This is a genomic window from Xanthobacter oligotrophicus, from assembly GCF_008364685.1.
In the GTDB taxonomy this organism is placed as follows: domain Bacteria; phylum Pseudomonadota; class Alphaproteobacteria; order Rhizobiales; family Xanthobacteraceae; genus Xanthobacter; species Xanthobacter oligotrophicus.
Window position 1 is genome coordinate 1 of sequence record NZ_VTTL01000001.1, and the last position, 23,078, is coordinate 23,078.

Genomic DNA, 23,078 nt, shown 5'->3' on the forward strand with positions numbered 1-23,078 from the left:
GGGAGGGGGAAAAGGAGACCCGGGGGGAACGCCGGGCGGGGGCGGGGGAGAAACCCCCCGGGCCCGGCGACGGGGGGGTGGGCCAGGGGGGGGGGGGGGCCCCGCCCCCCCCCCCCCGGGGGGGGGGGGGCCGGCTTGTCGCTTGAGACTCAGGCCAGCGCCTTCAGCGCGGCCTTGCCGGCGTAGCGGGCGCTGTCGCCCAGTTCCTGCTCGATGCGCAGCAGCTGGTTGTACTTGGCTGTGCGGTCCGAGCGGGCCAGCGAGCCGGTCTTGATCTGCCCGCAATTGGTGGCCACCGCGAGGTCGGCGATGGTCGCATCCTCGGTCTCACCCGAGCGGTGGGACATGACGGCGCGATAGCCGGCCTTGTGGGCCATTTCCACCGCATCCAGCGTCTCGGTAAGGGAGCCGATCTGGTTCACCTTCACCAGGATGGCGTTGCCCACGCCGTCCTTGATGCCGCGCGACAGGCGCTCCACGTTGGTGACGAACAGGTCGTCGCCCACCAGCTGGCACTTGGAGCCGACGGTGTCGGTGAGCAGCTTCCAGCCCACCCAGTCGTCCTCGGCCATGCCGTCCTCGATGGTGACGATGGGATACTTGGCCACCAGCTCGGCGAGGTAGGCCACCTGGGACTCGATGTCCCGCACAGTACCTTCGCCCTCGTAATTGTACACGCCGTTCTTGAAGAACTCGGTGGAGGCGCAGTCGAGGCCGAGATACACGTCCTCGCCCGGCTTGAAGCCGGCCTTCTCGATGGCCTTCAGCACGAATTCCAGCGCCGCCTCGGCGGAGGCGAGGTTCGGGGCGAAGCCGCCCTCGTCGCCCACATTGGTGTTGTGGCCGGCGTCCTTCAGGCCCTTCTTCAGGGTGTGGAAGATCTCCGCGCCCCAGCGCAGGCCCTCGGCGAAGGAGGGGGCGCCGGCGGGCAGGATCATGAATTCCTGGAAATCGATGGGATTGTCCGCGTGGGCGCCGCCGTTGATGATGTTCATCATGGGCACCGGCAGCACGCGGGCGTTCACGCCGCCCACATAGCGGTAGAGCGGCAGGCCCTTGGACTCAGCCGCGGCCTTGGCCACCGCCAGCGACACGCCGAGGATGGCGTTGGCGCCGAGGCGGCCCTTGTTGGGGGTGCCGTCGAGCGCGAGAAGGGCAGCGTCGATGTGAGCCTGGTCCTCGGCCTCATAGCCGCCGATGGCGTCGAAGATTTCGCCGTTGACCGCGTCCACCGCCATGCCGACGCCCTTGCCGAGATAGCGGCTGGTGTCGCCGTCACGCAGTTCCACCGCCTCGTGGGCGCCCGTGGATGCGCCCGAGGGCACGGCGGCGCGGCCGAGGGCGCCGTCTTCCAGCACCACGTCCACTTCCACGGTGGGATTGCCGCGGCTGTCCAGAATTTCGCGTCCGATGATGTCCACGATGGCGGTCATGAAGACTCCTTCCCTGCGTCGTGTGGTGCGGCGCAACAAAGGGCAGGATCTGTCGCCGTCCCCTGCCCTACCGTACCCCGGGATGCCCAAAGCCCCAGCCTTGCGGGCGTGGTGCTTCTAGCGCGATCTATTGCGCCTGCGAAGGGGGCGTGTGGCGTTCCAGGCGGGCTTCGCCGCAAAACGGCCGGACGGCGGTTGAACATTATGGCCCGCGCGGGTAGAGCACCCGCTCTTCCGCCGCAGGATCAAGATATATGACCGATCGCCCGCTGCAGCTCGGCGTCAGCGCCGCCCTGCCCGCCTCGCCGGAGGAGGCGATGCTCGACCGCGTGCCGAACCCCCATCCGGACGTGGACTATGTGGCGCGCTTCACCTGCCCGGAGTTCACCTCGCTCTGCCCGGTGACGGGGCAGCCGGATTTCGCCCACATCGTCATCGACTATGTGCCGGACCAGTTCCTCGTGGAATCCAAGTCGCTCAAGTTGTACCTCGGCAGCTTCCGCAATCATGGCGCGTTCCACGAGGACTGCACCGTGGCGGTGGGCAAGCGGCTGGTGGACCTGCTCAAGCCGCGTTTCCTGCGCATTGCCGGCTACTGGTATCCGCGCGGCGGCATCCCTATCGACGTGTTCTGGCAGACCGGAAAATTGGCCGAGGGCGTGTGGTTGCCGGATACGGGGGTTGCGCCCTACCGCGGTCGCGGGTGAAGCTGTCGCCTCCGGAGCCGCCGACACCAGAACAACCTGAGCGGACCGGGGAGGACGGAGGGCACGGGTGATGCCGAAGCTCATTGTCACCAATGGAGAATCCGCTGCCGAGCGGCTGCGCGCGGCGGGGATCAAGGGCCACATCCTGCCGTGGCAGGACATGCTCCACGACGGGCCGGTTCCGCCGGGCACCGACCTTGAGGAGGTGTCGGACGTGCGCGCCGATTTCCTCTCCCAGGCGCTGGGCCTGCCGTTCGACGAGGTGCGGGCCGATTTCGCCCACCGCGACGCGCAGGTGGAGGTTCATATCGCCTATTCGCAGGTGGAGCTGTGGTTCGAGCACGACCTGTTCGACCAGCTCCAGCTGATCCAGCTGCTCGCCTATTTCGCCCACGAACCGGAACGCATGGGGCTGAGCCTGGTGCAGGCTTCCCACTATCTCGGGATCATGGCGCCGGACGAGATGCGCGCCCTGGAGGCGCACCGCACGCCGGTCACCCACCTGATGATGGAAACCGCGCGCGAGGCCTGGGAGGCGTTCACCGCCCCCACCCCGCGGCCGCTCGCCGCCTTCCTCTCGAGGTCGCAGGTGTCCCGCGTCTATGAGGTGCTGCCCCATCTGGCGCCGGCGCTCCATCGCCTCATCGCCGAACTGCCGGCGCCCAAAAGCGGGCTGTCGCTCACGGAGGAGCGCATACTGCGGCATCTTCAGGACGGCCCCATGAAGGTGGCGCACCTCTATGCCGCCGTCCATTCCATGGACGAGGCCCAGTTCCTCGCCGACCTGCCGTTCTTCCTGCGGCTCGACGGGCTCGCCTTTGCCCATGAGCCGCTGATCTTCGGCCTGCCCTTCCGCTCCAGCGAGGCGGCGGGCCTGCGCTTGTCTCCCGGCGACGAAACCGCCGAGCGCTCCTATCGCGCCTATGCCTCGGCCGAGATCGCGCTCACGCCCACGGGAGCTGCGGCGCTGAAGGGCAGTTTCGACCATGCCTGCCAGAATGCGGTGGACCGCTCCATCGGCGGCACCCACCTGATGCCTGGCGCCATGTGGCGCTTCGACCGGACCTCCGGCAGCCTCGTGCTGCCGAACTAGGTTCCAGCCTGTTCCGGCTTCGCCTCCTGCTCGCCGTGGGCCTTGAAGGCGGCAAAGGCGAGCACGGTGAGAGGCGTGGCGAGCACCACGCCCAGGGCGCCGAACACATTGCCGAACGCCACCACCGCGAACAGCGTCACCGCCGGCGGCAGAGACACCATGCGCTGCTGGAGCAATGGGGTGATCACATTGCTCTCCGACTGCTGCACGATGACGAAGACCAACAGCGTCCACAGCCCCGAGTCCACCCCGAGCGTCAATGCGATGAGCACGGCGGGCGCCGCGGCCACCACAGGCCCGATCATGGGCACGAACTCGGCGAGCCCGGCGAACAGGGCCAGCGCCAAAGCGGAAGGCACCCCCACGATGGTAAGGCCGATGAAGGTGAGCACGCCCACCACCACCATGGCGATGAGCTGGGCCTTCAGGAAATGCCGCAGGTCCTCGGAGACGGAGGCGAGCCGCCGCGCCACAGCCGCCCGCTCCGGCTCGGCCCAGAGCGACAGGAACATGCGCCGGTAGAGGTCCGGCGAGGCGGCGAAATAGATGCCGCCCACCACCACCAGGAAGCTGCCCAGCACCACCTGGAAGACGTTGCTGGTGAGGCCCTGCACCGCCGAGATCATCGTCTCGCCGGAGGGCGCCGCCGCCTCGGCCCGACGCAGCAGGTCATCACTCATGCCTTCCAGATGGAAGCGCTGCTCGAAGGCTTTCCAGGCGGCAGGCAATTCGTTGAACAGCTCGGTCACCTGCACCTGAATGGTGGAGCCGAACAGATAGAGCGTGAGCCCGATGCCGCCGAACACCAGGAGCGCCACCGGGAACACCGCATAGCGCTCGGGAAACCGCGTGAGCCGCGCGAACGGCTCCGCCAGCGCATGCAGGGCCAGCGACACCAGCACGGCCGCGAACACTTGGAGGATCACGTCGATGGTCTTGAAGGAGAAATAGGCGAGCGCAAGGACGATGCAGGCGACGGCGACGCGCCGCGCCACGATCCAGTCGGAAGCCATGTTGTCTCTCTCGCTGGGGAAGCGCCGTTCCGCCTGTATAGCCCGAATGCACGGCGCCGCACATGTGCGGGTGAAGGCAGGATACGGCCTTGGCGCTCCTACGCCGCCTCCACCGACACCACCCCCGGAATGGCCTTGATGGCCCCGGCGATCTGCGGGGAGATGGGATATTTGCCGGGCAGGCTCACCTCCACCTCGGCCCGCGCATCCTCCACCATCAGGATCAGGCTGACCTCGCCCGATCCCGCATCCCCGGTCTTGCCGTCCGCAAGGCGGCGGGCGATGCCCTCGATGGGCTCAGGCGAGCGCAGGAAGATGCGCAACCCCTTCTGGTGGCGGGTGGTGACGGGATCGAGCTTCTCGCAGGAATTGATGCGCACGCGCACATCCTCGCCGTTGAGTTCGGCGGCCACCATCATCAGCAGGGGCGTGCCGGGCTCCAGCAGATCGCGATAGTGGGCGAGCCCCTCTGAGAAGATCACCGCCTCGTAATGGCCCGAGGGGTCGGAGAGGCCCACGATGCCCATGCGGGTGCCGGACTTGGTGCGCCGCTCCTGCTTGGAGACCACGGTGGCCGCGAGCCGCCCCGCCGCCGCGCCGGAGCGCACCGCGCGGGAGAAGTCCGAGAAGGACTGCACCCGCATCTTCTTCAGCGCGTCGGCATAATCATCCAGCGGATGGCCGGTGAGGAAGAAGCCGATGGCGTCATATTCCTTCTGCAGCCGCTCCGAGGGCAGCCACGGCGCCACCTCCGGAATGGGCAGGGAGACGGCGGAGGGGCCGGAGCCGAACATGTCGTTCTGTCCCGACTGGGCGTTCGCCTCCACGCGCTGGGCCTCGGCCACGATGGATTCGATGGCGGCAAACGCCCGGGCGCGGTTCTTCTCCAGCACGTCGAAGCAGCCGGCGGCCATCAGGCTTTCCAGCGTGCGCTTGTTGACCAGCTTCACCGGCAAGCGCGAGGCGAAATCGGCGAAGCTCCGGAACGGCCGGTCGCCACGCGCGGCCACCAGGGCCTCCACCGCCGCGCCGCCCACGCCCTTGATGGCGCACATGGCGTAGATGATCCTGCCGTCCTTCACCGCGAACTCGCGGGCCGACAGGTTGATGTTGGGCGGCACCACCTCGATGCCGAGCCGCTGGGCCTCCTGCCGGAATTCCGCGAGCTTGTCCGTGTTGCCCATGTCGAGGGTCATGGAGGCGGCGAGGAATTCGGTGGGGTAGTTCGCCTTCAGCCATGCCGTCTGGTAGGCGACGATGGCATAGGCGGCGGCGTGGGACTTGTTGAAGCCGTAGTCGGCGAACTTGGCCAGAAGGTCGAAGATGGTGTCGGCCTGCGCCTTCTCGATGCCGCGCCCGGCGGAGCCGGAGACGAAGCGCTCGCGCTGCTTCTCCATCTCGGCGCGGATCTTCTTGCCCATGGCGCGGCGCAAAAGATCGGCTTCGCCCAGCGAATAGCCCGCCATGGCCTGGGCGATCTGCATCACCTGTTCTTGATAGATGATGACGCCGAACGTCTCCTTCAGGTACGGCTCCAGCATGGGGTGGAGATAGTCCGGCTTGGCGCGGCCGTGCTTGCAGTCGCAATAGACCGGGATGTTGGCCATGGGGCCGGGCCGGTAGAGCGCCACGAGGGCGATCAGGTCCTCGACGCGGTCGGCCTTCATGTCCACCAGCGCCCGGCGCATGCCCGCGCTTTCCACCTGGAACACGCCGACCGTCTCGCCCTTGCCCAGCATGGCGTAGGTCTTGGGGTCGTCCAGCGGGATCTTGGAGATGTCCAGATCAATGCCGCGCTGGTGGATCAGCTTCACCGCCTTGTCGATGGTGGTCAGCGTCTTCAGGCCCAGGAAGTCGAACTTCACCAGGCCGGCCTGCTCCACCCATTTCATATTGTACTGGGTGACCGGCATGTCGGACTTGGGATCGCGATAGAGCGGCACCAGCTCGTGCAGCTTCCTGTCGCCGATCACGATGCCCGCCGCATGGGTGGAGGCGTGGCGATTGAGCCCTTCCAGCTTCACCGCGATGTCGAAGGCGCGCTTCACCACCTCTTCCTGGTCGCGGGAGGCCTGGAGGCGCGGCTCGTCCTCGATGGCCTGCTTCAGCGTGACCGGATTGGCCGGGTTCTGCGGCACCAGCTTGCACAGCTTGTCCACCTGCCCGTAGGGCATCTCCAGCACGCGGCCCACGTCGCGCAGCACGCCGCGCGCCTGGAGCGTACCGAAGGTGATGATCTGCGCCACCTGCGCGCGGCCGTAGCGCTCCTGCACGTAGTGGATCACCTCGTCGCGGCGCTCCTGGCAGAAGTCCACGTCGAAGTCGGGCATGGACACGCGATCCGGATTCAGGAACCGCTCGAACAGCAGGCCGAACCGGATCGGATCGAGGTCGGTGATCTGGAGCGAATAGGCCACCAGCGATCCGGCGCCCGAACCGCGCCCCGGCCCCACCGGAATGTCGTGGGCCTTGGCCCACTTGATGAAGTCCGACACGATGAGGAAGTAGCCGGGAAACTTCATCTTGGTGATGACGGAGAGCTCGTAGGCGAGCCGCTCCTCATAGGTCGCGATGTCCAGCCCCGGCGCCGGCCCGTGCTTGTCGAGGCGCTGGGCGAGGCCCTCCCTGGCCTGCCGCTCCAGCTCGGCGGCTTCCTCGGCGAGGGGATCGCCGTCTCCGGAACCGGAGGTGAAGCGCGGCAGGATGGGCTTCACCGTGCGCACCCGGTGGGCGCAGCGCCGGGCGATCTCCACCGTATTGGCCGTCGCCTCGGGCAGGTCGGCGAACAGGGCGAGCATTTCCGCGCGGGTCTTGAAGCGGTGCTCAGGGGTCAGCCGCCGCCGATCGCCCTCTGACAGAAGCCGGCCCTCGGCGATGCACAGCAGCCCGTCATGGGCTTCATAATCGGTCTTGCTGGCAAAGAAGGGCTCGTTGGAGGCCACCAGCGGAAGGCCCTTGGCATAGGCAAGTTCCAGCAGGCCGGCTTCGGCCAGGCGCTCGGCATCGGTGTCGTGGCGCTGCACTTCCACATAAAGCCGGTCGCCAAAGAGGGACGCGAGCAGGTCGAGCCGCTCCGCCGCCAATTCCGGATGGCCGGACACCAGCGCCTTGTCGATGGGGCCGGCCGGCCCGCCGGTGAGGGCGATGAGGCCGTCATGGGCATCGGCCAGCCAGTCGGGCAGGATGCGCGGCTCGTCCTCGCTGGCGGTTTCCAGAAACGAGCGCGAGACCAGCTTCATCAGGTTGCGCCAGCCCGGCTCCGACTGGGCGAGCAGCACGATGCGCGGCCGCTTCGGCCGGATGGCGCCGCGCGGGCCGGCCGGCTCCGGCAGGTCCAGGGCCAGCGACACGCCAGCGATGGGCTGGATGCCCGCCCCCGACATCTTCTCGGAGAATTCCAGCGCGCCGAACAGGTTGCCCGTATCGGTGAGGGCAATGGCCGGCTGCGCGTCCGCCTTCACGAGGTCCGCCAGCTTGCCGATGGAAAGCGCGCCCTCCAGCAGCGAATAGGAGGAGTGGACGTGAAGATGGATGAAGCCGGGATCGGGCATGGTTTACTTCATTGCAGCGGAGCTGAGTCGGACGGGCGCCCCATGGTAACCGGGATGCCGGGCACCGGCACCATTCGGCACGGTCGTCCCCGCTGTTCTCTCAAGTGGTGTCATGGTGATCGCCACGCCATAGCCGAGTGACGCCATGTCTCAATCCTGGTCCACCTCCTGGCTGTTCTGGGCCCTGTTGTCCGCGGCCTTCGCGGCGCTCACCGCCATCTTCGCCAAGGTGGGGGTGGCGAATATCCATTCCGATCTCGCCACGCTCCTGCGCACCATCATCATCCTCGCCCTGGTGGCGGCGATGGTGGGGTTCGGTGGCTCCTGGCAGGCGCCCGGCGAGATCCCGGCGCGGACATGGATCTTCCTGATCCTGTCGGGCCTTGCCACCGGGGCGTCGTGGCTGTGTTATTTCCGCGCGCTGAAGATTGGCGACGCAGCGCGGGTGGCGCCGGTGGACAAGCTGAGCGTGGTGCTGGTCGCCATCTTCGGCATCGTGTTCCTGGGCGAGCGCCTGAGCGCGCTGGCGACCCTCGGCGTCGTCCTCATCGCTGCCGGGGCGGCGCTGGTGGCGCTGGGATAAAGCCCCGGAATTGCCCGGCTCAGAAGTGGCTGAAGCTGCCGGCTCCGAGGTCGAGGGCATGGCCTCCGGCATCGGTCACATCAAGGCCGGGCTCTTCCCGCGTCTCGCCGATCAGCGTCACCGGCACCCCCACCCGCGCGGCTTCGGCGGTGAAGGCGTGAACCAGCGCATGGGGCACGCAGGCCACCACCTCGTAATCGTCCCCGCCGGTGACCGCGGTCTTGAACAGGCCGGCGTCCGCAGCAATGGCAGCCGCGGCGGCGGCTGAAACCGGCACGCGCCGCGCCTCGATGCGCCCGCCGCAGCCGGAAGCGGCGAGCATCTTCGCCACGTCGCCGACCAGCCCGTCGGACACATCCATGGCGGACTTGGCGTAGCGGCGCAGCACCGGCGCGATGGCAAGCCGGGGCTGAGGGTGCAGATAGCGGTCCACGAGATGGCCGCGCTGCTCGTCGCTCAGGCCAGCGAAGGCCGCGCCCGCCTGATCCTGCCGTAGCAGCAAGCCCAGCGCCGCATCGCCGATGGTGCCGGTGACGAGGATGGCCTGGCCGGGCTTTGCCCCCGTGCGCGGCACGAATGCCCCCTTCGGCACCGCGCCCAGCGCCGTCAGCGTGATGGTGACCGGGCCGGGGGTGGAAACCGTGTCGCCGCCGAGGATGGGGCACAGATAGCGCTCCGCATCCTCGCCCAGCGCCGCCGCAAACGCCTCCATCCAGGCGTCGGGCGTCTCCTTGGGCAGCGCCAGCGCCAGCAGGGCGCCCAGCGGGTCGGCGCCCTTGGCGGCAAGGTCCGAGAGATTCACCCGCAACGCCTTGCGGGCGATGGAGGCCGGCGGATCATCGGCAAAGAAATGCACCCCCGCCACCACAGCGTCCTTGGTGAGGACCAGATCGCAGCCCTCGGGCGGGGTCAGCAGCGCGGCGTCGTCGAGAAGGCCGAGGGCGGCGGACGAACCGGCGATGGGGCGCAGGAAGCGCGCGATGAAGCGATCCTCGCCCGATCCCCCTGCCCCGTCGCTGCCGCCAGCCATGTCAGCTGCCCTTGAACTCGTCGGGGCGCAAATCGTGGGCCAGAGTGTCGAGCACGGCGTTGACCATGCCGGTCTCGTCGCGATCGAGGAAGGCGCCGGCCACGTTCACATATTCGGTGATGACCACGCGGGCAGGCACATCGGGCTTGGATGCCAGCTCGAAGGCTCCGGCGCGCAGCACGGCGCGCAGCACGGCTTCCACCCGCTTCAAGGGCCAGCCCTTGGTCAGGGCGTTATCCACCATGGGGTCGATGCGGCGCTGGTCGTTCAGCACCCCTTCCACCACGGTGCGGAACAGGCGCACGTCGGCCTCGGGGAACTCGACGCCCTCCACTTCCTGGCCGAGCCAGTGGCTCTCGAACTCGGCGAGGATGTCGTTCAGCGGGGTCTGGGCAAGGTCCATCTGGTAGAGCGCCTGCACCGCGCCGAGGCGGGCCGCACTCTTCTTCATGGGCTTGGCGGGGGTGCCCTGAGCGGTCACGTCCTTCATGCTTCCAGCCGCCGCCGCAGGCGCAGCAGGGTGAGCGCCGCTTCCGCCGCCCCGCCGCCCTTGTTGCCTTCGGAGACGCGGGCGCGCTCCCAGGCCTGGGCCTCGGTGTCCACGGTGAGGATGCCGTTGCCCACGGGCAGCGCATGGGCCATGCCCAGATCCATGAGGCCGCGGGCGGATTCTCCGGCCACGATCTCGAAATGATAGGTCTCGCCGCGGATCACCACGCCGAGGCCGATCACCGCGTCCACCGCATTGCCGGTGATCTCGGCCGCTTCCAGCGCGATCTCGGCGGCGATGGGGACCTCGAGGGCGCCGGGCACGGTGATCACCTCCACCTCGACGCCGGCCGCCTCCAGCACGGCGCGGGCACCGGCGAGCAGTTCGTCGGCGAGGGCCTCGTAATAGCGGCCTTCGACGATGAGCACCCGGGCGCCTTCAAGGCCGGCATTGAGCGAGGCGTCGCCCGCGCTTTCCTTGCGCGTCGTGACCATGGGATGTCTCTCCAGAACCGTTTGGCACCGCGCGCGGCGCCGGAATTGGTCGCGAGGCGTACTAGGCCCGGGGGAACTCCGCAAGCCGGGCGGCATAGCGGGCCATGAGGTCCACCTCGAAATTGACCGTGTCGCCTGCCTTCACGCTACCCCAGGTGGTAACCGCCAGGGTGTGGGGAATGAGCAGGCAGGAGAAGGTGTTGCCCTCCACCGTATTGACCGTAAGGGAGGTACCGTCGAGGGCCACGGACCCCTTCGCCGCGACAAAACGGGCAAGCTGCTCCGGCACCTCGAACACGAAGCGCGTGGTGGAGCCGAGGTCCTCGCGGGACACCACCTTGGCCGTGCAGTCCACGTGGCCGGAGACCATGTGGCCGCCCAGCTCGTCGCCCATCTTCAGCGAGCGCTCCAGATTGATGCGCCGGCCCTGGGTCCAGCCACCCACGGTGGTGATCGCAAGCGTCTCCGGCGCGGCGTCCACGGTGAAGAGGGTGCCGCGCGGGCCGCCGGCCGTCACCGAGGTGACGGTGAGGCACACGCCCGCATGGGCGATGGAGGCCCCCACATCGATGCCCGCCGCCTCGAAGGCGGTGGCAATGGTGAGGGTTTTGACCTCCCCCTTCGTCTCCACGGCGACGAGGTCGCCCATGTCGGTGACGATGCCGGTGAACATGTCAGCGTCTCCACAAGCGCACGAGTTGGTCGGCGCCCAGTTCGGCGCGCTCCACCTCGGCGAAGCCCACGGGGGCGAAAAGGCGGCCGAGCGGACGACCGGCCAGAGCATGATAGGCATCCGGCCCCAGCAGCACCGGGCTGTGGAACACCGCCACCTCGTCCACCAGGCCCGCCTCCAGGAAGGCCGCGGCAGTGGCGGGGCCGCCCTCCACCATCAGGCGGGTGATGCCGAGCAGGCCCAGCAGCTTAAGCACCGCCGGCAGGTGCAGCCGCCCCTCGACGCCGCCACGCGGCGCGCGCAGCACCTCGACGCCCCGTTCCATGAGGGCGGCGGCGCGCTCGGCCGGGGCATCCTCCGCCGCGATCACCCAGACCGGGACATCGCAGGCGGTGCGCACCAGGGCGCTTTCAAGGGGAATATCGAGCCCGCTGTCGAGCACGAGGCGCACCGGGGAGCGGTCCTCATGGCCTTCCAGACGGCAGGTGAGCATGGGGTCGTCGGCCGTCACCGTGCCGAGGCCCACCAGGATGGCGTCCGCATGGGCACGCATGAGATGCGCCCGCGCCCGCGCCTCGGGTCCGGTAACCACCGCCGGCCGGGGTCCCGCGAGGGCGGCCTTGCCGTCGGCAGAGACCGCCATCTTCAAAAGCACATGGGGCCGGCCCTCGGTGACGCGACGGATATGGCCGGCATGGTCGGCCAACGCCTGCTCGGCCCCGACCCCAACCGTCACCCAGATGCCGGCGGCACGCAGGCGGGCAACGCCGCGTCCCTTCACCCGATGGTCCGGGTCCTCGATGGCGGCCACCACCCGGCGTACGCCGGCGGCGATCACCGCGCCGGCGCAGGGCGGCGTGCGGCCGTGGTGGGAACAGGGCTCCAGCGTCACATAGAGCGTCGAGCCACGGGCCGCCTCCCCCGCCTGGGCGAGGGCGATAGGCTCGGCATGGGGGCGGCCGGTGGGCGCGGTGGCGGCGGCGCCGACGATATGCGGGCGTCCGTCCACGTGCTGCACCACCACGGCGCCCACGGAGGGGTTGGGCCAAGTGCGCCCGAGGCCGCTCTGGCCCACCTTCAGGGCCTCGGCCATGAACCGTTCGTCTTCCTCCGGAGAGGTGACGGGATGGGCGGACAGGGGAGAAACGCTCATTCGGCGCTCCGCGGCGGGGTCTTGCCGGCGGCCTTCGGCTTGTCCTTGGAACCTTCGGCCTCGCCCGCGGCTTTCGCGTCTCCGGCCTGGGCAAGCTCGGGCTGCGAGAGTTCGGCCAGCGCGTTCTCGAAATCCTTGGCCTCGCGGAAATTGCGGTAGACCGAGGCGAAGCGCACATAGGCCACGTCGTCGAGCTGCTTCAGGCCTTCCATCACCATCTCGCCGATGGTCTCGGAGGTGATGTCGCTGTCGCCCATGCTCTCCAGCTGCCGCACGATGCCGGACAGCATGCGCTCCACCCGCTCGCCGTCCACCGGACGCTTGCGCAGGGCCACGTCCACGGAGCGGGCGAGCTTGTCGCGGTCGAACGGCACCCGCCGGCCGGAGCGCTTCAGCACCATCAGCTCGCGCAGTTGCACGCGCTCGAAGGTGGTGAAGCGGCCACCGCAGTCCGGGCAGATGCGACGGCGGCGGATGGCGGTGTTGTCTTCCGTCGGCCGGGAATCGCGCACCTGCGTGTCGAGACCGCCGCAATAGGGACAGCGCATGCTTCACCCTTTCCGGCGCTCAGGCGTCTTCGCGCGGGGACACCGGTCCGCGAGACGAAGACGCGCTGGCACTTGCCCCTCCTGGGACTTGCCCCTCAGGGATAGATCTTGCCCCTCAGGGATAGATGGGGAAGCGGGCGAGCAGGCCCGAGACCTTCTCGCGCACCGCGGCTTCCACCAGCGAATCCTCGTCCACGCCCTTCTGGGAGAGCACGTCCAGCACCTCGGCGATGAAGTCGCCCACCTGCTGGAACTCCGCCACCCCGAAGCCACGCGTGGTGCAGGCCGGCGTGCCGAGACGGATGCCGGAGGTCACGAAGGGCTTCTCGGGGTCGAACGGGATGCCGTTCTTGTTGGTGGTGATGTGCGCCCGGCCGAGCGCGCCTTCCGAGGTCTTGCCGGTGAGGCGCTTGGGGCGCAGGTCCACCAGCATCAGGTGGGTGTCGGTGCCGCCGGAGACGATGTTGAAGCCGTGGCCCTTCAGGGTCTCGGCCAGAGCCTTGGCATTCTCCACCACGTTCTTCGCATAGAGCTTGAACTCGGGGCGCAGCGCCTCGCCGAAGGCCACGGCCTTGGCGGCGATGACGTGCATCAGCGGCCCGCCCTGGATGCCGGGGAAGATGGCCGAATTGATCTTCTTGGCCAGATCCTCGTCATTGGTGAGGATCATCCCGCCGCGCGGCCCGCGCAGGGTCTTGTGGGTGGTGGTGGTCACCACATGGGCGTGGGGGAACGGGCTCGGGTGGGCGCCGCCGGCCACAAGGCCGGCAAAATGCGCCATGTCCACCATAAGCTTGGCGCCCACGCTGTCGGCGATGGCGCGCATCTTCGGGAAGTCGATGACGCGCGGATAGGCCGAGCCGCCCGCCACGATGAGCTTGGGCTTGTGCTCGTCGGCGAGCCGCGCCACCTCGTCATAGTCGATGCGCTGGTCGTCCTCGCGCACCGTATAGGGCACGGGCTTGAACCACTTGCCGGACATGTTGACCGGCGAGCCGTGGGTCAGGTGACCGCCGGCGGCAAGGTTGAGGCCGAGATAGGTGTCGCCGGGCTGCAGCAGGGCGAAGAACACGCCCTGGTTGGCCTGGCTGCCGGAATTGGGCTGCACATTGGCGAAGCCGCAGCCGAACAGCTTCTTGGCGCGCTCGATGGCGAGATTTTCCGCCACGTCCACGAACTTACAGCCGCCATAGTAGCGCTTGCCCGGATAGCCCTCGGCGTACTTGTTGGTGAGCACGGAGCCCTGGGCCTCGAGCACGGCGCGCGAGACGATATTCTCGGACGCGATCAGCTCGATCTCGTCGCGCTGGCGACCCAGCTCCGCCTTCACCGCGCCGGCGATCTCGGGATCGCTCTCGGCGAGAGGGGCAGTGAAGAAGCGGTTCATTTCCTCCGAAATGGAGGAGCGGTTCGCGTCCTGCGAGGCCATGGCAGGTCTCCGGTAATGTCGGGGCACCCCGGCGGGACGCGTGTTTCAGCGGCCCTCCGGAGCGGACCCTGCGCTTAACACAGGGTCGAGGTGAAGTCCAAAGCCTGGGCATGCGGCAGCAGCGCCGCAGCTCTGCGCCGGCTATAGATGTAGGCCGGCGCTTGGGAGCCGCCTCACCGCGAGGTGAAGTTGATCGGCACCGAGAAGGTCAGAGGCTTGCCGTCCGGAGGCGCGGGAAAGGGCGAGGCGCGCTGCGCCATGGCCACCGCCTCCCGGTCCAGCACGTCGTTCCCCGAGCCGCTCAACAGCCGCGCGCTCGTGACCGAACCCGACCCGCTGAGGGTGATGGAGATGCTCGGCCGGCCCAAGAGGCTGCCTTGAGGCCGCTTATAGCGGTTGAGGTGGGCGGAGGCCCGCGAGCGCCAGTCCGCCAGCGCCGCCGAACGCACGGCCGCGGCCCCCGGCGAGGGCGCTGCGGTGGCCTGCGCCGCCGGCGCATCCGAGCGGGGCGCGGCGGTGGTGGCCGGGGCCGACGGTCGCCGCGTGGGCTTGGCGTCCTTCTTCGGCTTCTCGACCTTTTCCTTCGGCGGCTGCTTTACCACTTCCTTTTTCGGCTCGGGCTTGGGCAGCACCACCTCGGCCTGTTCCTTGGAGGGCTCGACCTCCGGCAGCTTTTCCACCACCTCGTTCACCACCGGCTCCGGCGGCGGCGCGGCCTCGGCCGGGACATCCGGCGCATCGGGGACGGATTCGGGCGCCTGGACCATCTGCGGTCCGGGCGCGGCATCCTCCACCTGCTGCTGCTCGCTCACGGCGAGCGGGGCCAGCTCGATCATGATGGCGGCCGGCGGGGCCGATTCGCCCGCCTCCACCTTGCGCCAGAACAGCGCCGCATAGACCGCCACCGCATGGACCGTGACGATGAACAGGGCGCCGGCAGCAAGCCGCAGCACCGTGTCGCGCACATGGGTGCGGTCGAAATCGTGCCAGTGATGGACCGCACTCACGGCCGCACTCCTGGGGCCGGAGCAGGAGCCGGTGCGGTTGCTGTCGCAGCCGGGGGCACAGGCGCGGCCTCCCCTTCCAGGCCCACCAGCGCTACCTTGAGGTAGCCGGCCGAGCGCAGCAGGTTCATCACCTCCATCACGTCGCCGAAGGGCACCGCCTTGTCGGCGCGCACGAACACCCGCTGCTGGCGGTCGCCGGAGGTCTTGCCGTCGAGCGCCTGGCCAAGCAAAGGCCGCTCCAGCGGATCATCCCCCAGCGCCAGCGACAGGTCCTTCTTCACGGAGAGGAACAGGGGCTTGTCCGGCCGTGGTTGGGGCTGGGCGTTGGAGGCCGGCAGGTCCACCTTCACGTCCACCGTGGCCAGCGGGGCCGCCACCATGAAGATGATAAGCAGCACCAGCATCACGTCGATGAAGGGCGTGACGTTGATTTCGTGATTCTCGGCGAGGTCGTCCCCGCCGCCATGGTCGAGCTTGGCGGCCATGGCGCCTCACTCCGCGGCGGCGTGCAGGCGGCGGGGCTCCATGCCGCTGGCCGCCCGGTCGAGATCGCGGGACAGATGGCGCATGACCTCGGCCGAGGTGTCGGCGAGGCGGGCCTTCTGGGCGGCGATGGCGCGGGCGAACAGATTGTAGATCACCACCGCTGGGATGGCCGCGACGAGGCCGATGGCGGTGGCGAGCAGCGCCTCGGCGATGCCCGGCGCCACTACGGCGAGATTGGTGGTCTGGGCCTTCGAAATGCCGATGAAGGCATTCATGATGCCCCACACGGTGCCGAACAGGCCCACGAACGGGGCGGTGGCGCCGATGGTGGCGAGCACGCCGGTGCCGCCCGACAGGCGACGGCCGGCCCGCGCCTCGATCCGGCTCAGGGCGACGGCGACGCGCTCCTTGATGCCCTCCACGGGCAACCCTTCTGAGACTTTCCATTCGGCGAGGGCGGCCTTGACGGTCGCGGGCGCGGCGCCTCGGTCCTTCGGCATGGCGGCAGCGGCGTCGAACAGGGTCGGCGCGGCCTGAAGCGCATTCAGCGTGCGCGCCACCGCGCGGCGGGCGAACACCAGTTCCAGCGACTTGGCGAACCACACGGTCCAGGTGATGAGGGAGGCGAAGGCGAGCCCCACCATCACCGCCTTCACCACCAGGTCGGCCGCCATGAACATGCCCCAGGGGGACAAATCATGCGGCAGCCGCGCGTCGATGGACGGGCTCTCGTGGGCGGGCGCATGCTCCGCCGCCGGATCATGGGCCGCAACAGGCGAGGGCGTCTCTGTGGGTGTGGCTGTGGCGGGATACACGGCCGGCGCGCTCGGGGCCGGTGCAGCAACTGGGGGCTGTTCGGCGGGCGCGGTGGGCTGGGCGAGGGATAGGCCCGGCAAAAGCATAAGGGCGAGGAAAAGCAGAGCAGCGCCAGCAGGCACCTGGAACAAGGCACGCCAAAACGGCATGCGCAACATCAAGCGAACAGGCATCGCGCGTCACCAATCAAATTTGCAAGACTTGCTGGCGATCCCTGGCAACGGGGCTGGCTGGCTGCCTCCTTTATAAGCCCATTCGGCGCTGGTGCTAACCCTTATGAACTTCTCAGGTCTAGCGGCCGCATGCCGCAGGGAGATGTGAACCGCCATGGCAGCAACAATGCCGTGCATTCCCTTGCGGAATGAGATGAGGCATTGGAGGCGTCCAAAACCGGTGTCCGCGCTTGCGCGAACGGAACCCGGTGCGATCCGGGTTCCGGCCATGGCGCCCTGCGGGATCGGAGCCCGCTCAGGCCGTCTTGTCGAACAGCTGGCGGCCGATGAGCATGCGGCGGATCTCGCTGGTGCCGGCACCGATCTCGTAGAGCTTGGCGTCGCGCAGCAGGCGGCCCGTGGGGTAATCGTTGATATAGCCGTTGCCGCCCAGGGTCTGGATGGCTTCCAGCGCCATCCAGGTGGCCTTTTCCGCCGCATAGAGGATGGCGCCGGCGGCGTCCTCGCGGGTGGTGGCGCCGCGGTCGCAGGCCTTGGCCACGGCATAGACGTAAGCCTTGGTGGCGTTCATGGTCACATACATGTCGGCGATCTTGCCCTGCATCAGCTGGAAGGTGCCGATGGGCTGGCCGAACTGCTTGCGCTCGTGGACATAGGGCAGGACGATATCCATGCACGCCTGCATGATGCCCGTGGGGCCGCCCGCCAGCACCGCGCGTTCATAATCAAGCCCGCTCATGAGCACGTTGACGCCCCGGCCCACGGCGCCGAGCACGTTCTCCTCCGGCACCTCGCAATCCTGAAACACCAGTTCGCCGGTGTCGGAGCCGCGCATGCCCAGCTTGTCCAGCTTCTGCGCCGTGGAGAAGCCGGGAAAGCCCTTCTCCACCAGGAAGGCGGTCATGCCCTTGGGGCCGGCGGCCGGATCAGTCTTGGCATAGACCACCAGCGTCTCGGCGATGGGGCCGTTGGTGATCCACATCTTGGAGCCGTTGAGGATGTAGCGGTCGCCCTTCTTGTCCGCGCGGGTGCGCATGGAGACCACGTCCGACCCCGCGCCCGGCTCCGACATGGCGAGCGCGCCCACATGCTCGCCGGAAATCAGCTTGGGCAGGTACTTCGCCTTCTGCTCGGCGGTGCCGTTGCGGCTGATCTGGTTGACGCACAAATTGGAGTGCGCGCCATAGGACAGGCCCACCGAGGCCGAGGCGCGGGAAATCTCCTCCATGGCGATGACGTGCTCGAGATAGCCGAGGCCCGAGCCACCATATTCCTCCTCCGCCGTGACGCCGAGCAGGCCCAGCGCGCCGAGCTTGGGCCACAGGTCGCGGGGAAACTGGTTGGTCTTGTCGATCTCGGCGGCGCGCGGGGCGATCTCGGCGTCCGAGAACGAGCGCACGGTGTCGCGCAGCATGTCGGCGGTCTCGCCGAGGTCGAAATCGAAGCCGGCTTGGCTGTTCGGCAGCATCTTGTTGTCCCTCCCACGCTCCCCGGATCTTATTGCGCCGGGCGCAGGCGCCAGCGGGGAAGCGGCGCTAGAATAAAACGGTTGTCCGTTTATTCAATGGGGTTGGTTGGGACAGCGAAGCGAAGTCTTTAATGCCCCGGATCGGCACTCCGGCTGTGCCGTCGCTTGTCCGGGGCACTGCCTTACCCCGCCCAAGCCGGAATATCCCCCCGCGCCCAGCCGTCCTTCACCCCCGCCACATAGTCCCCGTACCGCCCCTCGCCGATGGCGGCGCGGGCGCCGGCCATGAGCTGCTCGTAATAGTGGACATTGGCCCAGGTGAGCAGCATGGAGCCCAGCATCTCCTCGCAGCGCACCAGGTGGTGGAGATAGGCGCGGGAATAGTCGCGTAGGGCCGGGCAGTCGCTTTCCTCGTCCAGCGGACGCGGGTCCTCGGCGTGGCGGGCGTTCTTCAGGTTGATGCGGCCGAAGCGGGTGAAGGCCAGCGCGTGCCGGCCCGAGCGGGTCGGCATCACGCAGTCGAACATGTCGATGCCGCGCGCTACCGATTCCAGAAGGTCGTCCGGCGTGCCCACGCCCATGAGATAGCGCGGCTTGTTCGCCGGCAGGTGCGGTTCCACCGTCTCGATCATGGCGAGCATGACCTCCTGCGGCTCGCCCACCGCAAGGCCGCCGATGGAATAGCCGGGGAAGTCCATGTCCGCCAGTGCACGAGCCGATTCCACCCGCAGCGCCGGCACCGCCCCGCCCTGCACGATGCCGAACAGCGCCCGCCCCTTGGGCTGCGCCTCGAACGCGCGCTTCGAGCGCTCGGCCCAGCGCAGGGACAGGCGCATGGCGCGGGCGGCCTCCTCGTCAGTGCAGGGCAGGCGGACGCATTCGTCGAGCTGCATCTGGATGTCGGCGCCGAGCAGGCCCTGGATCTCCACCGAGCGCTCGGGACTCATCTCGAAATAGGCGCCGTCCACATGGGAGCGGAAGGTGACGCCCTGCTCGCTCATCTTGCGCAGGCTCGACAGGCTCATCACCTGGAAGCCGCCGGAATCGGTGAGGATCGGCCCATCCCAGCGCATGAATTTGTGCAGCCCGCCAAGCCTGGCGATGCGCTCCGCGCCGGGGCGCAGCATGAGGTGGTAGGTATTGGCGAGCACGATATCGGCGCCGGTCTGCCTCACCTGGTCGAAATAGAGCCCTTTCACGGTGGCCGCCGTGCCCACCGGCATGAAGGCCGGCGTGCGGATGGCCCCGCGCGGGGTCGAGACGAAGCCGGTACGGGCGGCGCCGTCGGTGGCGGACAGGGTGAAGGAGAAGGTATCGGCCACAGGCTTGAGAAGCGTCATGGCCCGCCTTCTGGCAGAAGCAGGCACGCATCGCCATAGGAATAGAAGCGATAGCCTTCCGCGATGGCGTGGGCATAGGCGCGCTTCTGCGCCTCGTGCCCCACGAAGGCGGCCACCAGCATCACCAGCGTCGAGCGCGGCAGGTGGAAGTTGGTGAGCATGCCGTCCACGGCGCGGAAGCGATAGCCGGGGGTGATGAAGATGTCCGTCTCCCCCACGAAGGGGCGGATGAGGCCGTCTTCCCCCGTCGCGCTCTCGATCAGGCGGGTGGAGGTGGAGCCCACGGTGAAGATCCGCCCGCCCTTGGCCTTCACCGCGTTGAGGGCGGCAGCGGTGTCGGCGCTCACCTCGCCCCATTCGGCATGCATGCGATGGCCGGACGTGTCCTCCGCCTTCACCGGCAGGAAGGTGCCGGCCCCCACATGGAGCGTCACCGTGTGCATCCCGGCACCAGTGGCGGCGATGCGGGAGAGAAGCTCGGGGGTGAAGTGCAGGCTCGCCGTGGGCGCGGCCACCGAGCCGGAGACGCGGGCGAACAGGGTCTGGTAGTCGGCGCGGTCGCGGTCGTCCTCGGCGCGGCGGGCGGCGATATAAAGCGGGATGGGCATGTGCCCCACCGCCGTCACCGCCTCGTCCAGCGCCGCGCCGGCCAGATCGAAGGCGAGGATGACCGAGCCGTCGTCTTCCTTGGCCGCGATCTGCGCATCGAGGGCGCCGAGCAGGCAGGCGCTCCCCTCCCCGCCGAAGCGCACGCGGTCGCCCACGCGCAGGCGCTTGCCCGGCTTGGCGAAGGCCTGCCAGCGCGAGGCATCGAGCCGCTTGATGAGGTTGGCCTCGACGCGCACCGCCGAGCCGCCGTCCCGCTCGCGCACGCCCTCCAGCGCTGCCGGGATGACGCGCGTGTCGTTCACCACAAGCGCATCGTTGGAGGTGATGAAACCGGGCAGGTCGCGGACCTGGAGGTCGGACAGTTCCGGCACCCGGCCCGGACGCACCACCAGCATGCGCGCGGTGTCGCGCGGTTCGGCCGGGCGCAGGGCGATATGCTCCTCCGGGAGATCGAAGTCGAAGGCGTCAACGCGCATGGGATCGGGCTGCTGGCTCGTTTGGCGGGGAAGCGGGCGGGGTCAGAAGATGGCGACCGCGCCCTGGTAGATGGCCCAGCTCATCAGCGCGGTGATCAGGAGCCCCAGCACCGTCGCGCCGAAGCCTGCGAGGATCACGAGGCCGTCCCGCTCCACCAGACCAAGGCCGAAGATGCACACGGCAAAGCCGGGCGGCAGATTGCCGAGGAAGGGGATGGGCAGAAGCAGGATGAAGCCCAGCAGCACCACGGTCGCCCCCACCACGCGGCGGGCGGTGGGGCCGGCGAACTGCTCGTAGCGCGGCCGGGAGAGCTTCTCGAAGCGCTCGATCCAGGGCCGCGAGCGGGTGACGATGCTCTCCAGCATGGCCCGGGAAAAGGTGCGTTTGGCGATGGTTTCCGGCAGCCACAATTCCTGCCGGCCCAAAGCCATCTGCAGGCCGATGAGGCCGAGGATGATGCCGCAGATCACCGGGATGCCGGGGGGCATGGGGATGCAGTTGGGAATGCCGAAGATGAGGAAGAGTATGCCGAAGGCGCGATTGCGCAAGGCGTTCACGAGGTCGCCAATGGCCACCTTGTCCTCTTCCTGGGCGGCGAGGACGGCGGCGAGCAGTTCGGACGTTCGGGGCGTGCGGTGATCCAACGGGTCCTCGTTTCCAACCTCGTTTCCATCGGTCACCGTCCTCTTAGCATCGCGAAAACGGCACTGTCAGGGCGTCGAGGCCGCACGCCTCGCCCGCATCCACACCATGATGCCGTCCCGCATGCCCTCAGGCCGCCGACGAGGGGCGGCGGGCGAGGAGGGGCGTGTCGCGCTCGGCGTGGAGGATTTGGGTCACGTCGAGCGCCGCCAAAGCTCCGGCCTCAGGCACGAGGCCTTGCGCCCGCAGCGCCAGATAGCGCCCGCAGCACACCCGCAGGAAGGAGGTGAAATTGTCGATATCCCGGCCGGCCTCGGCCTTCTCGTCGTAGAGACGGGACAAAAGCCGGTTCACGGAGAGGCCGTCGCGCGCGGCGATGTCCTCGATCACGTTCCAGAAGAACGCTTCCAGCCGCACGCTGGTGCTGAAGCCGTTGAGGCGCAGCGCCCGGGTCTCCTGGACCCACAGGGCGGCATCGGCCTCGCTGAACAAACGGCACATGGGATGGCCTCCTGCTCGCCCGCACCCTGACAAAGGCTCACGAGCTGCCTCACGAGCCTCAGGTCAGGCCCGCGCGGCACTTGAGCGTACCTCCTCGGCCTCGGTCAACTGGCATCAACCAACGACCGATGCCGATGGTAAGAGATCGACCGGGCGGCCGGCATGCGCGCAACCCCCGCGGTGCGCGCATGCCGTTTCGCCGCCCTGCGCCACCAATAACCCGGTGGACAGCTCAAAGCGAGATGGAAGTGCCCAATAGGGTAAGGAACTGCGCAACAAAGGCCGGATGTGCCGGCCAGGCGGGCGCGCTCACGAGGTTGCCCTCGGTGACGGCGGCATCCACGGGAATGTCGGCATAGGTGCCGCCGCCCAGCTCCACTTCCGGACGGCAGGCGGGGTAGGCCGAGCAGGTGCGGCCCTTGAGGACGCCGGCGGCGGCCAGCATCTGCGCCCCATGGCAGATGGCGGCCACCGGCTTGCCCGCGTCGAAGAAATGCCGGACCGCGGCGATCACTTCGGGATAGAGCCGCAGATACTCCGGCGCGCGGCCGCCGGGGACCAGCAGGGCGTCGTAGCTCGAAACGTCCACCTCGGCGAAGGTGGCGTTGAGGGCGAAGAGGTGGCCCGGCTTCTCCGTATAGGTCTGGTGCCCCTCGAAATCGTGGATGGCGGTGGCCACCTTGTCGCCCGCCTTCTTGCCGGGGCAGACGCCGTGCACCGTGTGCCCCACCGCCAGCAGCGCCTGGTAGGGCACCATGATCTCGTAATCCTCGCCGAAATCGCCGACGATCATCAAAATGCGCTTGCCCGCCATTGCCTTCTCCCCTGTTGCGCCGGCGCGCGAGCGCGGCCGGCGTCGAGGGGGTAAGGTTAGGACGCGCGTCGCCTGCCGGGTGTTATCCGGTTGCGACAGCCGCCGGCGCCGGGATGGTCAATTCAAGAGGAACATCCCGTCCACGGTCCGCAGCTCCGCCGGCTTGATGAGCCCGCTATGGGCCACCCGCACCGAGTGGAGCCGGCCCTCGATCTCCCGCTGCCAGAACTCGAGAAACTTGTTGAGTTCGGGAAAACGCGGGCAGAGGTCGTATTCCTGCCAGAGATAGGTCTGAAGAAGCGCGGGATGGTCGGGCATCCGGTACAGGATCTCGGCCGTGGCGAGGCCGTAGCCCTCCATCTGCAGGACGAAATCACGCGACACCTTGGACGGATGGGACACCATGGGGCACACCTCCATATCCCTGTCCCGGAACGCCTCAAAGCCAGTGCGGAGGCCGTCGGGACCAGACAACTGCATTGTCGGCTCCAAAGTTTCGAACGGCCAAGGCTAAAGATTGGTTTCTGTCTGCAAAAACAATGTCCTAG

Annotated in this window: 23 protein-coding genes; 3 read left to right on the forward strand and 20 right to left on the reverse strand. The window is 68.4% G+C overall.

The genetic code is table 11. From position 1 onward, the window contains the following. Positions 1–149 precede the first annotated feature (149 nt). A complete protein-coding gene (gene eno, locus FZ033_RS00005) occupies positions 150–1,433 on the reverse strand; it encodes a phosphopyruvate hydratase (RefSeq protein WP_149574160.1) in 1,284 nt (427 codons plus the stop codon). Positions 1,434–1,687: 254 nt separating this feature from the next. Here eno and queF point away from each other — a divergent pair, with 254 nt between their 5' ends. Continuing rightward, a complete protein-coding gene (gene queF / locus FZ033_RS00010) occupies positions 1,688–2,140 on the forward strand; it encodes a preQ(1) synthase (protein ID WP_149574161.1) in 453 nt (150 codons plus the stop codon). A 70-nt stretch (positions 2,141–2,210) separates the two neighbouring features. Then, positions 2,211–3,233, forward strand: a complete 1,023-nt coding sequence (locus tag FZ033_RS00015; protein WP_149574162.1) for a DUF1835 domain-containing protein — start codon at positions 2,211–2,213, stop codon at positions 3,231–3,233. On the opposite strand, the gene FZ033_RS00020 is transcribed toward FZ033_RS00015, so the two are convergent. Both FZ033_RS00020 and dnaE read right to left on the reverse strand, forming a co-directional pair. After that, the gene (locus tag FZ033_RS00020) at positions 3,230–4,246 is read right to left on the reverse strand and encodes an AI-2E family transporter (protein ID WP_149574163.1); all 1,017 of its coding nucleotides are present in this window, start codon (positions 4,244–4,246) and stop codon (positions 3,230–3,232) included. The genes FZ033_RS00015 and FZ033_RS00020 overlap by 4 nt on opposite strands. Before the next feature lie 98 nt (positions 4,247–4,344). Further along, on the reverse strand, positions 4,345–7,797 hold the full coding sequence (dnaE, locus tag FZ033_RS00025) for a DNA polymerase III subunit alpha (RefSeq protein ID WP_149574164.1): 3,453 nt from the start codon (positions 7,795–7,797) through the stop codon (positions 4,345–4,347). A 145-nt stretch (positions 7,798–7,942) separates the two neighbouring features. On the opposite strand from dnaE, the gene FZ033_RS00030 reads away from it, so the two are divergent. Then, on the forward strand, positions 7,943–8,380 hold the full coding sequence (locus FZ033_RS00030; protein ID WP_149574165.1) for an EamA family transporter: 438 nt from the start codon (positions 7,943–7,945) through the stop codon (positions 8,378–8,380). Between the two features lie 19 nt (positions 8,381–8,399). On the opposite strand, the gene thiL is transcribed toward FZ033_RS00030, so the two are convergent. From thiL to FZ033_RS00115, 17 genes are all read right to left on the reverse strand, one after another. Further along, positions 8,400–9,410 (reverse strand): thiamine-phosphate kinase, encoded by a 1,011-nt coding sequence (gene thiL, locus FZ033_RS00035; RefSeq protein WP_149574166.1) that lies wholly within the window; start codon positions 9,408–9,410, stop codon positions 8,400–8,402. Position 9,411: 1 nt separating this feature from the next. Further along, on the reverse strand, positions 9,412–9,900 hold the full coding sequence (gene nusB / locus FZ033_RS00040; RefSeq protein ID WP_149574167.1) for a transcription antitermination factor NusB: 489 nt from the start codon (positions 9,898–9,900) through the stop codon (positions 9,412–9,414). After that, the gene (gene ribH / locus FZ033_RS00045; protein ID WP_149574168.1) at positions 9,897–10,394 is read right to left on the reverse strand and encodes a 6,7-dimethyl-8-ribityllumazine synthase; all 498 of its coding nucleotides are present in this window, start codon (positions 10,392–10,394) and stop codon (positions 9,897–9,899) included. Before ribH ends, nusB begins: the two co-directional genes overlap by 4 nt. A gap of 61 nt (positions 10,395–10,455) precedes the next feature. Continuing rightward, positions 10,456–11,067, reverse strand: coding sequence for a riboflavin synthase (locus FZ033_RS00050; RefSeq protein ID WP_149574169.1), 612 nt, complete (start codon positions 11,065–11,067; stop codon positions 10,456–10,458). 1 nt (position 11,068) lies between these two features. Further along, entirely contained in the window at positions 11,069–12,220 is a 1,152-nt protein-coding gene (gene ribD, locus FZ033_RS00055; RefSeq protein ID WP_149574170.1) for a bifunctional diaminohydroxyphosphoribosylaminopyrimidine deaminase/5-amino-6-(5-phosphoribosylamino)uracil reductase RibD, read from the reverse strand. After that, positions 12,217–12,768, reverse strand: coding sequence for a transcriptional regulator NrdR (gene nrdR / locus FZ033_RS00060; protein WP_149574171.1), 552 nt, complete (start codon positions 12,766–12,768; stop codon positions 12,217–12,219). Before nrdR ends, ribD begins: the two co-directional genes overlap by 4 nt. Positions 12,769–12,883: 115 nt before the next feature. Continuing rightward, positions 12,884–14,197, reverse strand: a complete 1,314-nt coding sequence (gene glyA / locus FZ033_RS00065) for a serine hydroxymethyltransferase (RefSeq protein WP_269149844.1) — start codon at positions 14,195–14,197, stop codon at positions 12,884–12,886. A gap of 173 nt (positions 14,198–14,370) precedes the next feature. Continuing rightward, positions 14,371–15,204: a TonB family protein gene (locus FZ033_RS00070; RefSeq protein WP_149574172.1), complete on the reverse strand. Its 834-nt coding sequence runs from the start codon at positions 15,202–15,204 to the stop codon at positions 14,371–14,373. Beyond that, positions 15,201–15,689, reverse strand: a complete 489-nt coding sequence (gene exbD, locus FZ033_RS00075; RefSeq protein ID WP_149574173.1) for a TonB system transport protein ExbD — start codon at positions 15,687–15,689, stop codon at positions 15,201–15,203. Before exbD ends, FZ033_RS00070 begins: the two co-directional genes overlap by 4 nt. A gap of 6 nt (positions 15,690–15,695) precedes the next feature. Beyond that, on the reverse strand, positions 15,696–16,679 hold the full coding sequence (gene exbB, locus FZ033_RS00080) for a tonB-system energizer ExbB (RefSeq protein WP_408068453.1): 984 nt from the start codon (positions 16,677–16,679) through the stop codon (positions 15,696–15,698). 295 nt (positions 16,680–16,974) lie between these two features. Next, on the reverse strand, positions 16,975–18,147 hold the full coding sequence (locus FZ033_RS00085; RefSeq protein ID WP_149574175.1) for an isovaleryl-CoA dehydrogenase: 1,173 nt from the start codon (positions 18,145–18,147) through the stop codon (positions 16,975–16,977). Between the two features lie 182 nt (positions 18,148–18,329). Beyond that, positions 18,330–19,487 carry a tRNA guanosine(34) transglycosylase Tgt gene (gene tgt / locus FZ033_RS00090; protein WP_149574176.1) on the reverse strand — a complete coding sequence of 386 codons (1,158 nt, stop codon included), beginning with the start codon at positions 19,485–19,487 and terminating at the stop codon, positions 18,330–18,332. After that, positions 19,484–20,572, reverse strand: a complete 1,089-nt coding sequence (gene queA, locus FZ033_RS00095) for a tRNA preQ1(34) S-adenosylmethionine ribosyltransferase-isomerase QueA (protein ID WP_149574177.1) — start codon at positions 20,570–20,572, stop codon at positions 19,484–19,486. Before queA ends, tgt begins: the two co-directional genes overlap by 4 nt. 42 nt (positions 20,573–20,614) lie before the next feature. Further along, entirely contained in the window at positions 20,615–21,217 is a 603-nt protein-coding gene (locus FZ033_RS00100; RefSeq protein WP_188079213.1) for an exopolysaccharide biosynthesis protein, read from the reverse strand. Positions 21,218–21,344: 127 nt separating this feature from the next. Next, complete coding sequence (locus tag FZ033_RS00105; RefSeq protein WP_138398611.1) at positions 21,345–21,716, reverse strand: ribbon-helix-helix domain-containing protein; 372 nt, start codon at positions 21,714–21,716, stop codon at positions 21,345–21,347. Between the two features lie 232 nt (positions 21,717–21,948). Beyond that, entirely contained in the window at positions 21,949–22,530 is a 582-nt protein-coding gene (locus FZ033_RS00110) for a DJ-1/PfpI family protein (RefSeq protein WP_149574178.1), read from the reverse strand. A gap of 117 nt (positions 22,531–22,647) precedes the next feature. Continuing rightward, a complete protein-coding gene (locus tag FZ033_RS00115; protein ID WP_138398613.1) occupies positions 22,648–22,935 on the reverse strand; it encodes an usg protein in 288 nt (95 codons plus the stop codon). Positions 22,936–23,078 lie beyond the last annotated feature (143 nt).

Coding starts and splice junctions, on each gene's coding strand:
- eno (WP_149574160.1), bottom strand. CDS start 1,433: ATGACCGCCATCGTGGACATCATCGGACGCGAAATTCTGGACAGCCGC.
- queF (WP_149574161.1), top strand. CDS start 1,688: ATGACCGATCGCCCGCTGCAGCTCGGCGTCAGCGCCGCCCTGCCCGCC.
- FZ033_RS00015 (WP_149574162.1), top strand. CDS start 2,211: ATGCCGAAGCTCATTGTCACCAATGGAGAATCCGCTGCCGAGCGGCTG.
- FZ033_RS00020 (WP_149574163.1), bottom strand. CDS start 4,246: ATGGCTTCCGACTGGATCGTGGCGCGGCGCGTCGCCGTCGCCTGCATC.
- dnaE (WP_149574164.1), bottom strand. CDS start 7,797: ATGCCCGATCCCGGCTTCATCCATCTTCACGTCCACTCCTCCTATTCG.
- FZ033_RS00030 (WP_149574165.1), top strand. CDS start 7,943: ATGTCTCAATCCTGGTCCACCTCCTGGCTGTTCTGGGCCCTGTTGTCC.
- thiL (WP_149574166.1), bottom strand. CDS start 9,410: ATGGCTGGCGGCAGCGACGGGGCAGGGGGATCGGGCGAGGATCGCTTC.
- nusB (WP_149574167.1), bottom strand. CDS start 9,900: ATGAAGGACGTGACCGCTCAGGGCACCCCCGCCAAGCCCATGAAGAAG.
- ribH (WP_149574168.1), bottom strand. CDS start 10,394: ATGGTCACGACGCGCAAGGAAAGCGCGGGCGACGCCTCGCTCAATGCC.
- FZ033_RS00050 (WP_149574169.1), bottom strand. CDS start 11,067: ATGTTCACCGGCATCGTCACCGACATGGGCGACCTCGTCGCCGTGGAG.
- ribD (WP_149574170.1), bottom strand. CDS start 12,220: ATGAGCGTTTCTCCCCTGTCCGCCCATCCCGTCACCTCTCCGGAGGAA.
- nrdR (WP_149574171.1), bottom strand. CDS start 12,768: ATGCGCTGTCCCTATTGCGGCGGTCTCGACACGCAGGTGCGCGATTCC.
- glyA (WP_269149844.1), bottom strand. CDS start 14,197: ATGGCCTCGCAGGACGCGAACCGCTCCTCCATTTCGGAGGAAATGAAC.
- exbD (WP_149574173.1), bottom strand. CDS start 15,689: ATGGCCGCCAAGCTCGACCATGGCGGCGGGGACGACCTCGCCGAGAAT.
- exbB (WP_408068453.1), bottom strand. CDS start 16,679: ATGCCTGTTCGCTTGATGTTGCGCATGCCGTTTTGGCGTGCCTTGTTC.
- FZ033_RS00085 (WP_149574175.1), bottom strand. CDS start 18,147: ATGCTGCCGAACAGCCAAGCCGGCTTCGATTTCGACCTCGGCGAGACC.
- tgt (WP_149574176.1), bottom strand. CDS start 19,487: ATGACGCTTCTCAAGCCTGTGGCCGATACCTTCTCCTTCACCCTGTCC.
- queA (WP_149574177.1), bottom strand. CDS start 20,572: ATGCGCGTTGACGCCTTCGACTTCGATCTCCCGGAGGAGCATATCGCC.
- FZ033_RS00105 (WP_138398611.1), bottom strand. CDS start 21,716: ATGTGCCGTTTGTTCAGCGAGGCCGATGCCGCCCTGTGGGTCCAGGAG.
- FZ033_RS00110 (WP_149574178.1), bottom strand. CDS start 22,530: ATGGCGGGCAAGCGCATTTTGATGATCGTCGGCGATTTCGGCGAGGAT.
- FZ033_RS00115 (WP_138398613.1), bottom strand. CDS start 22,935: ATGGTGTCCCATCCGTCCAAGGTGTCGCGTGATTTCGTCCTGCAGATG.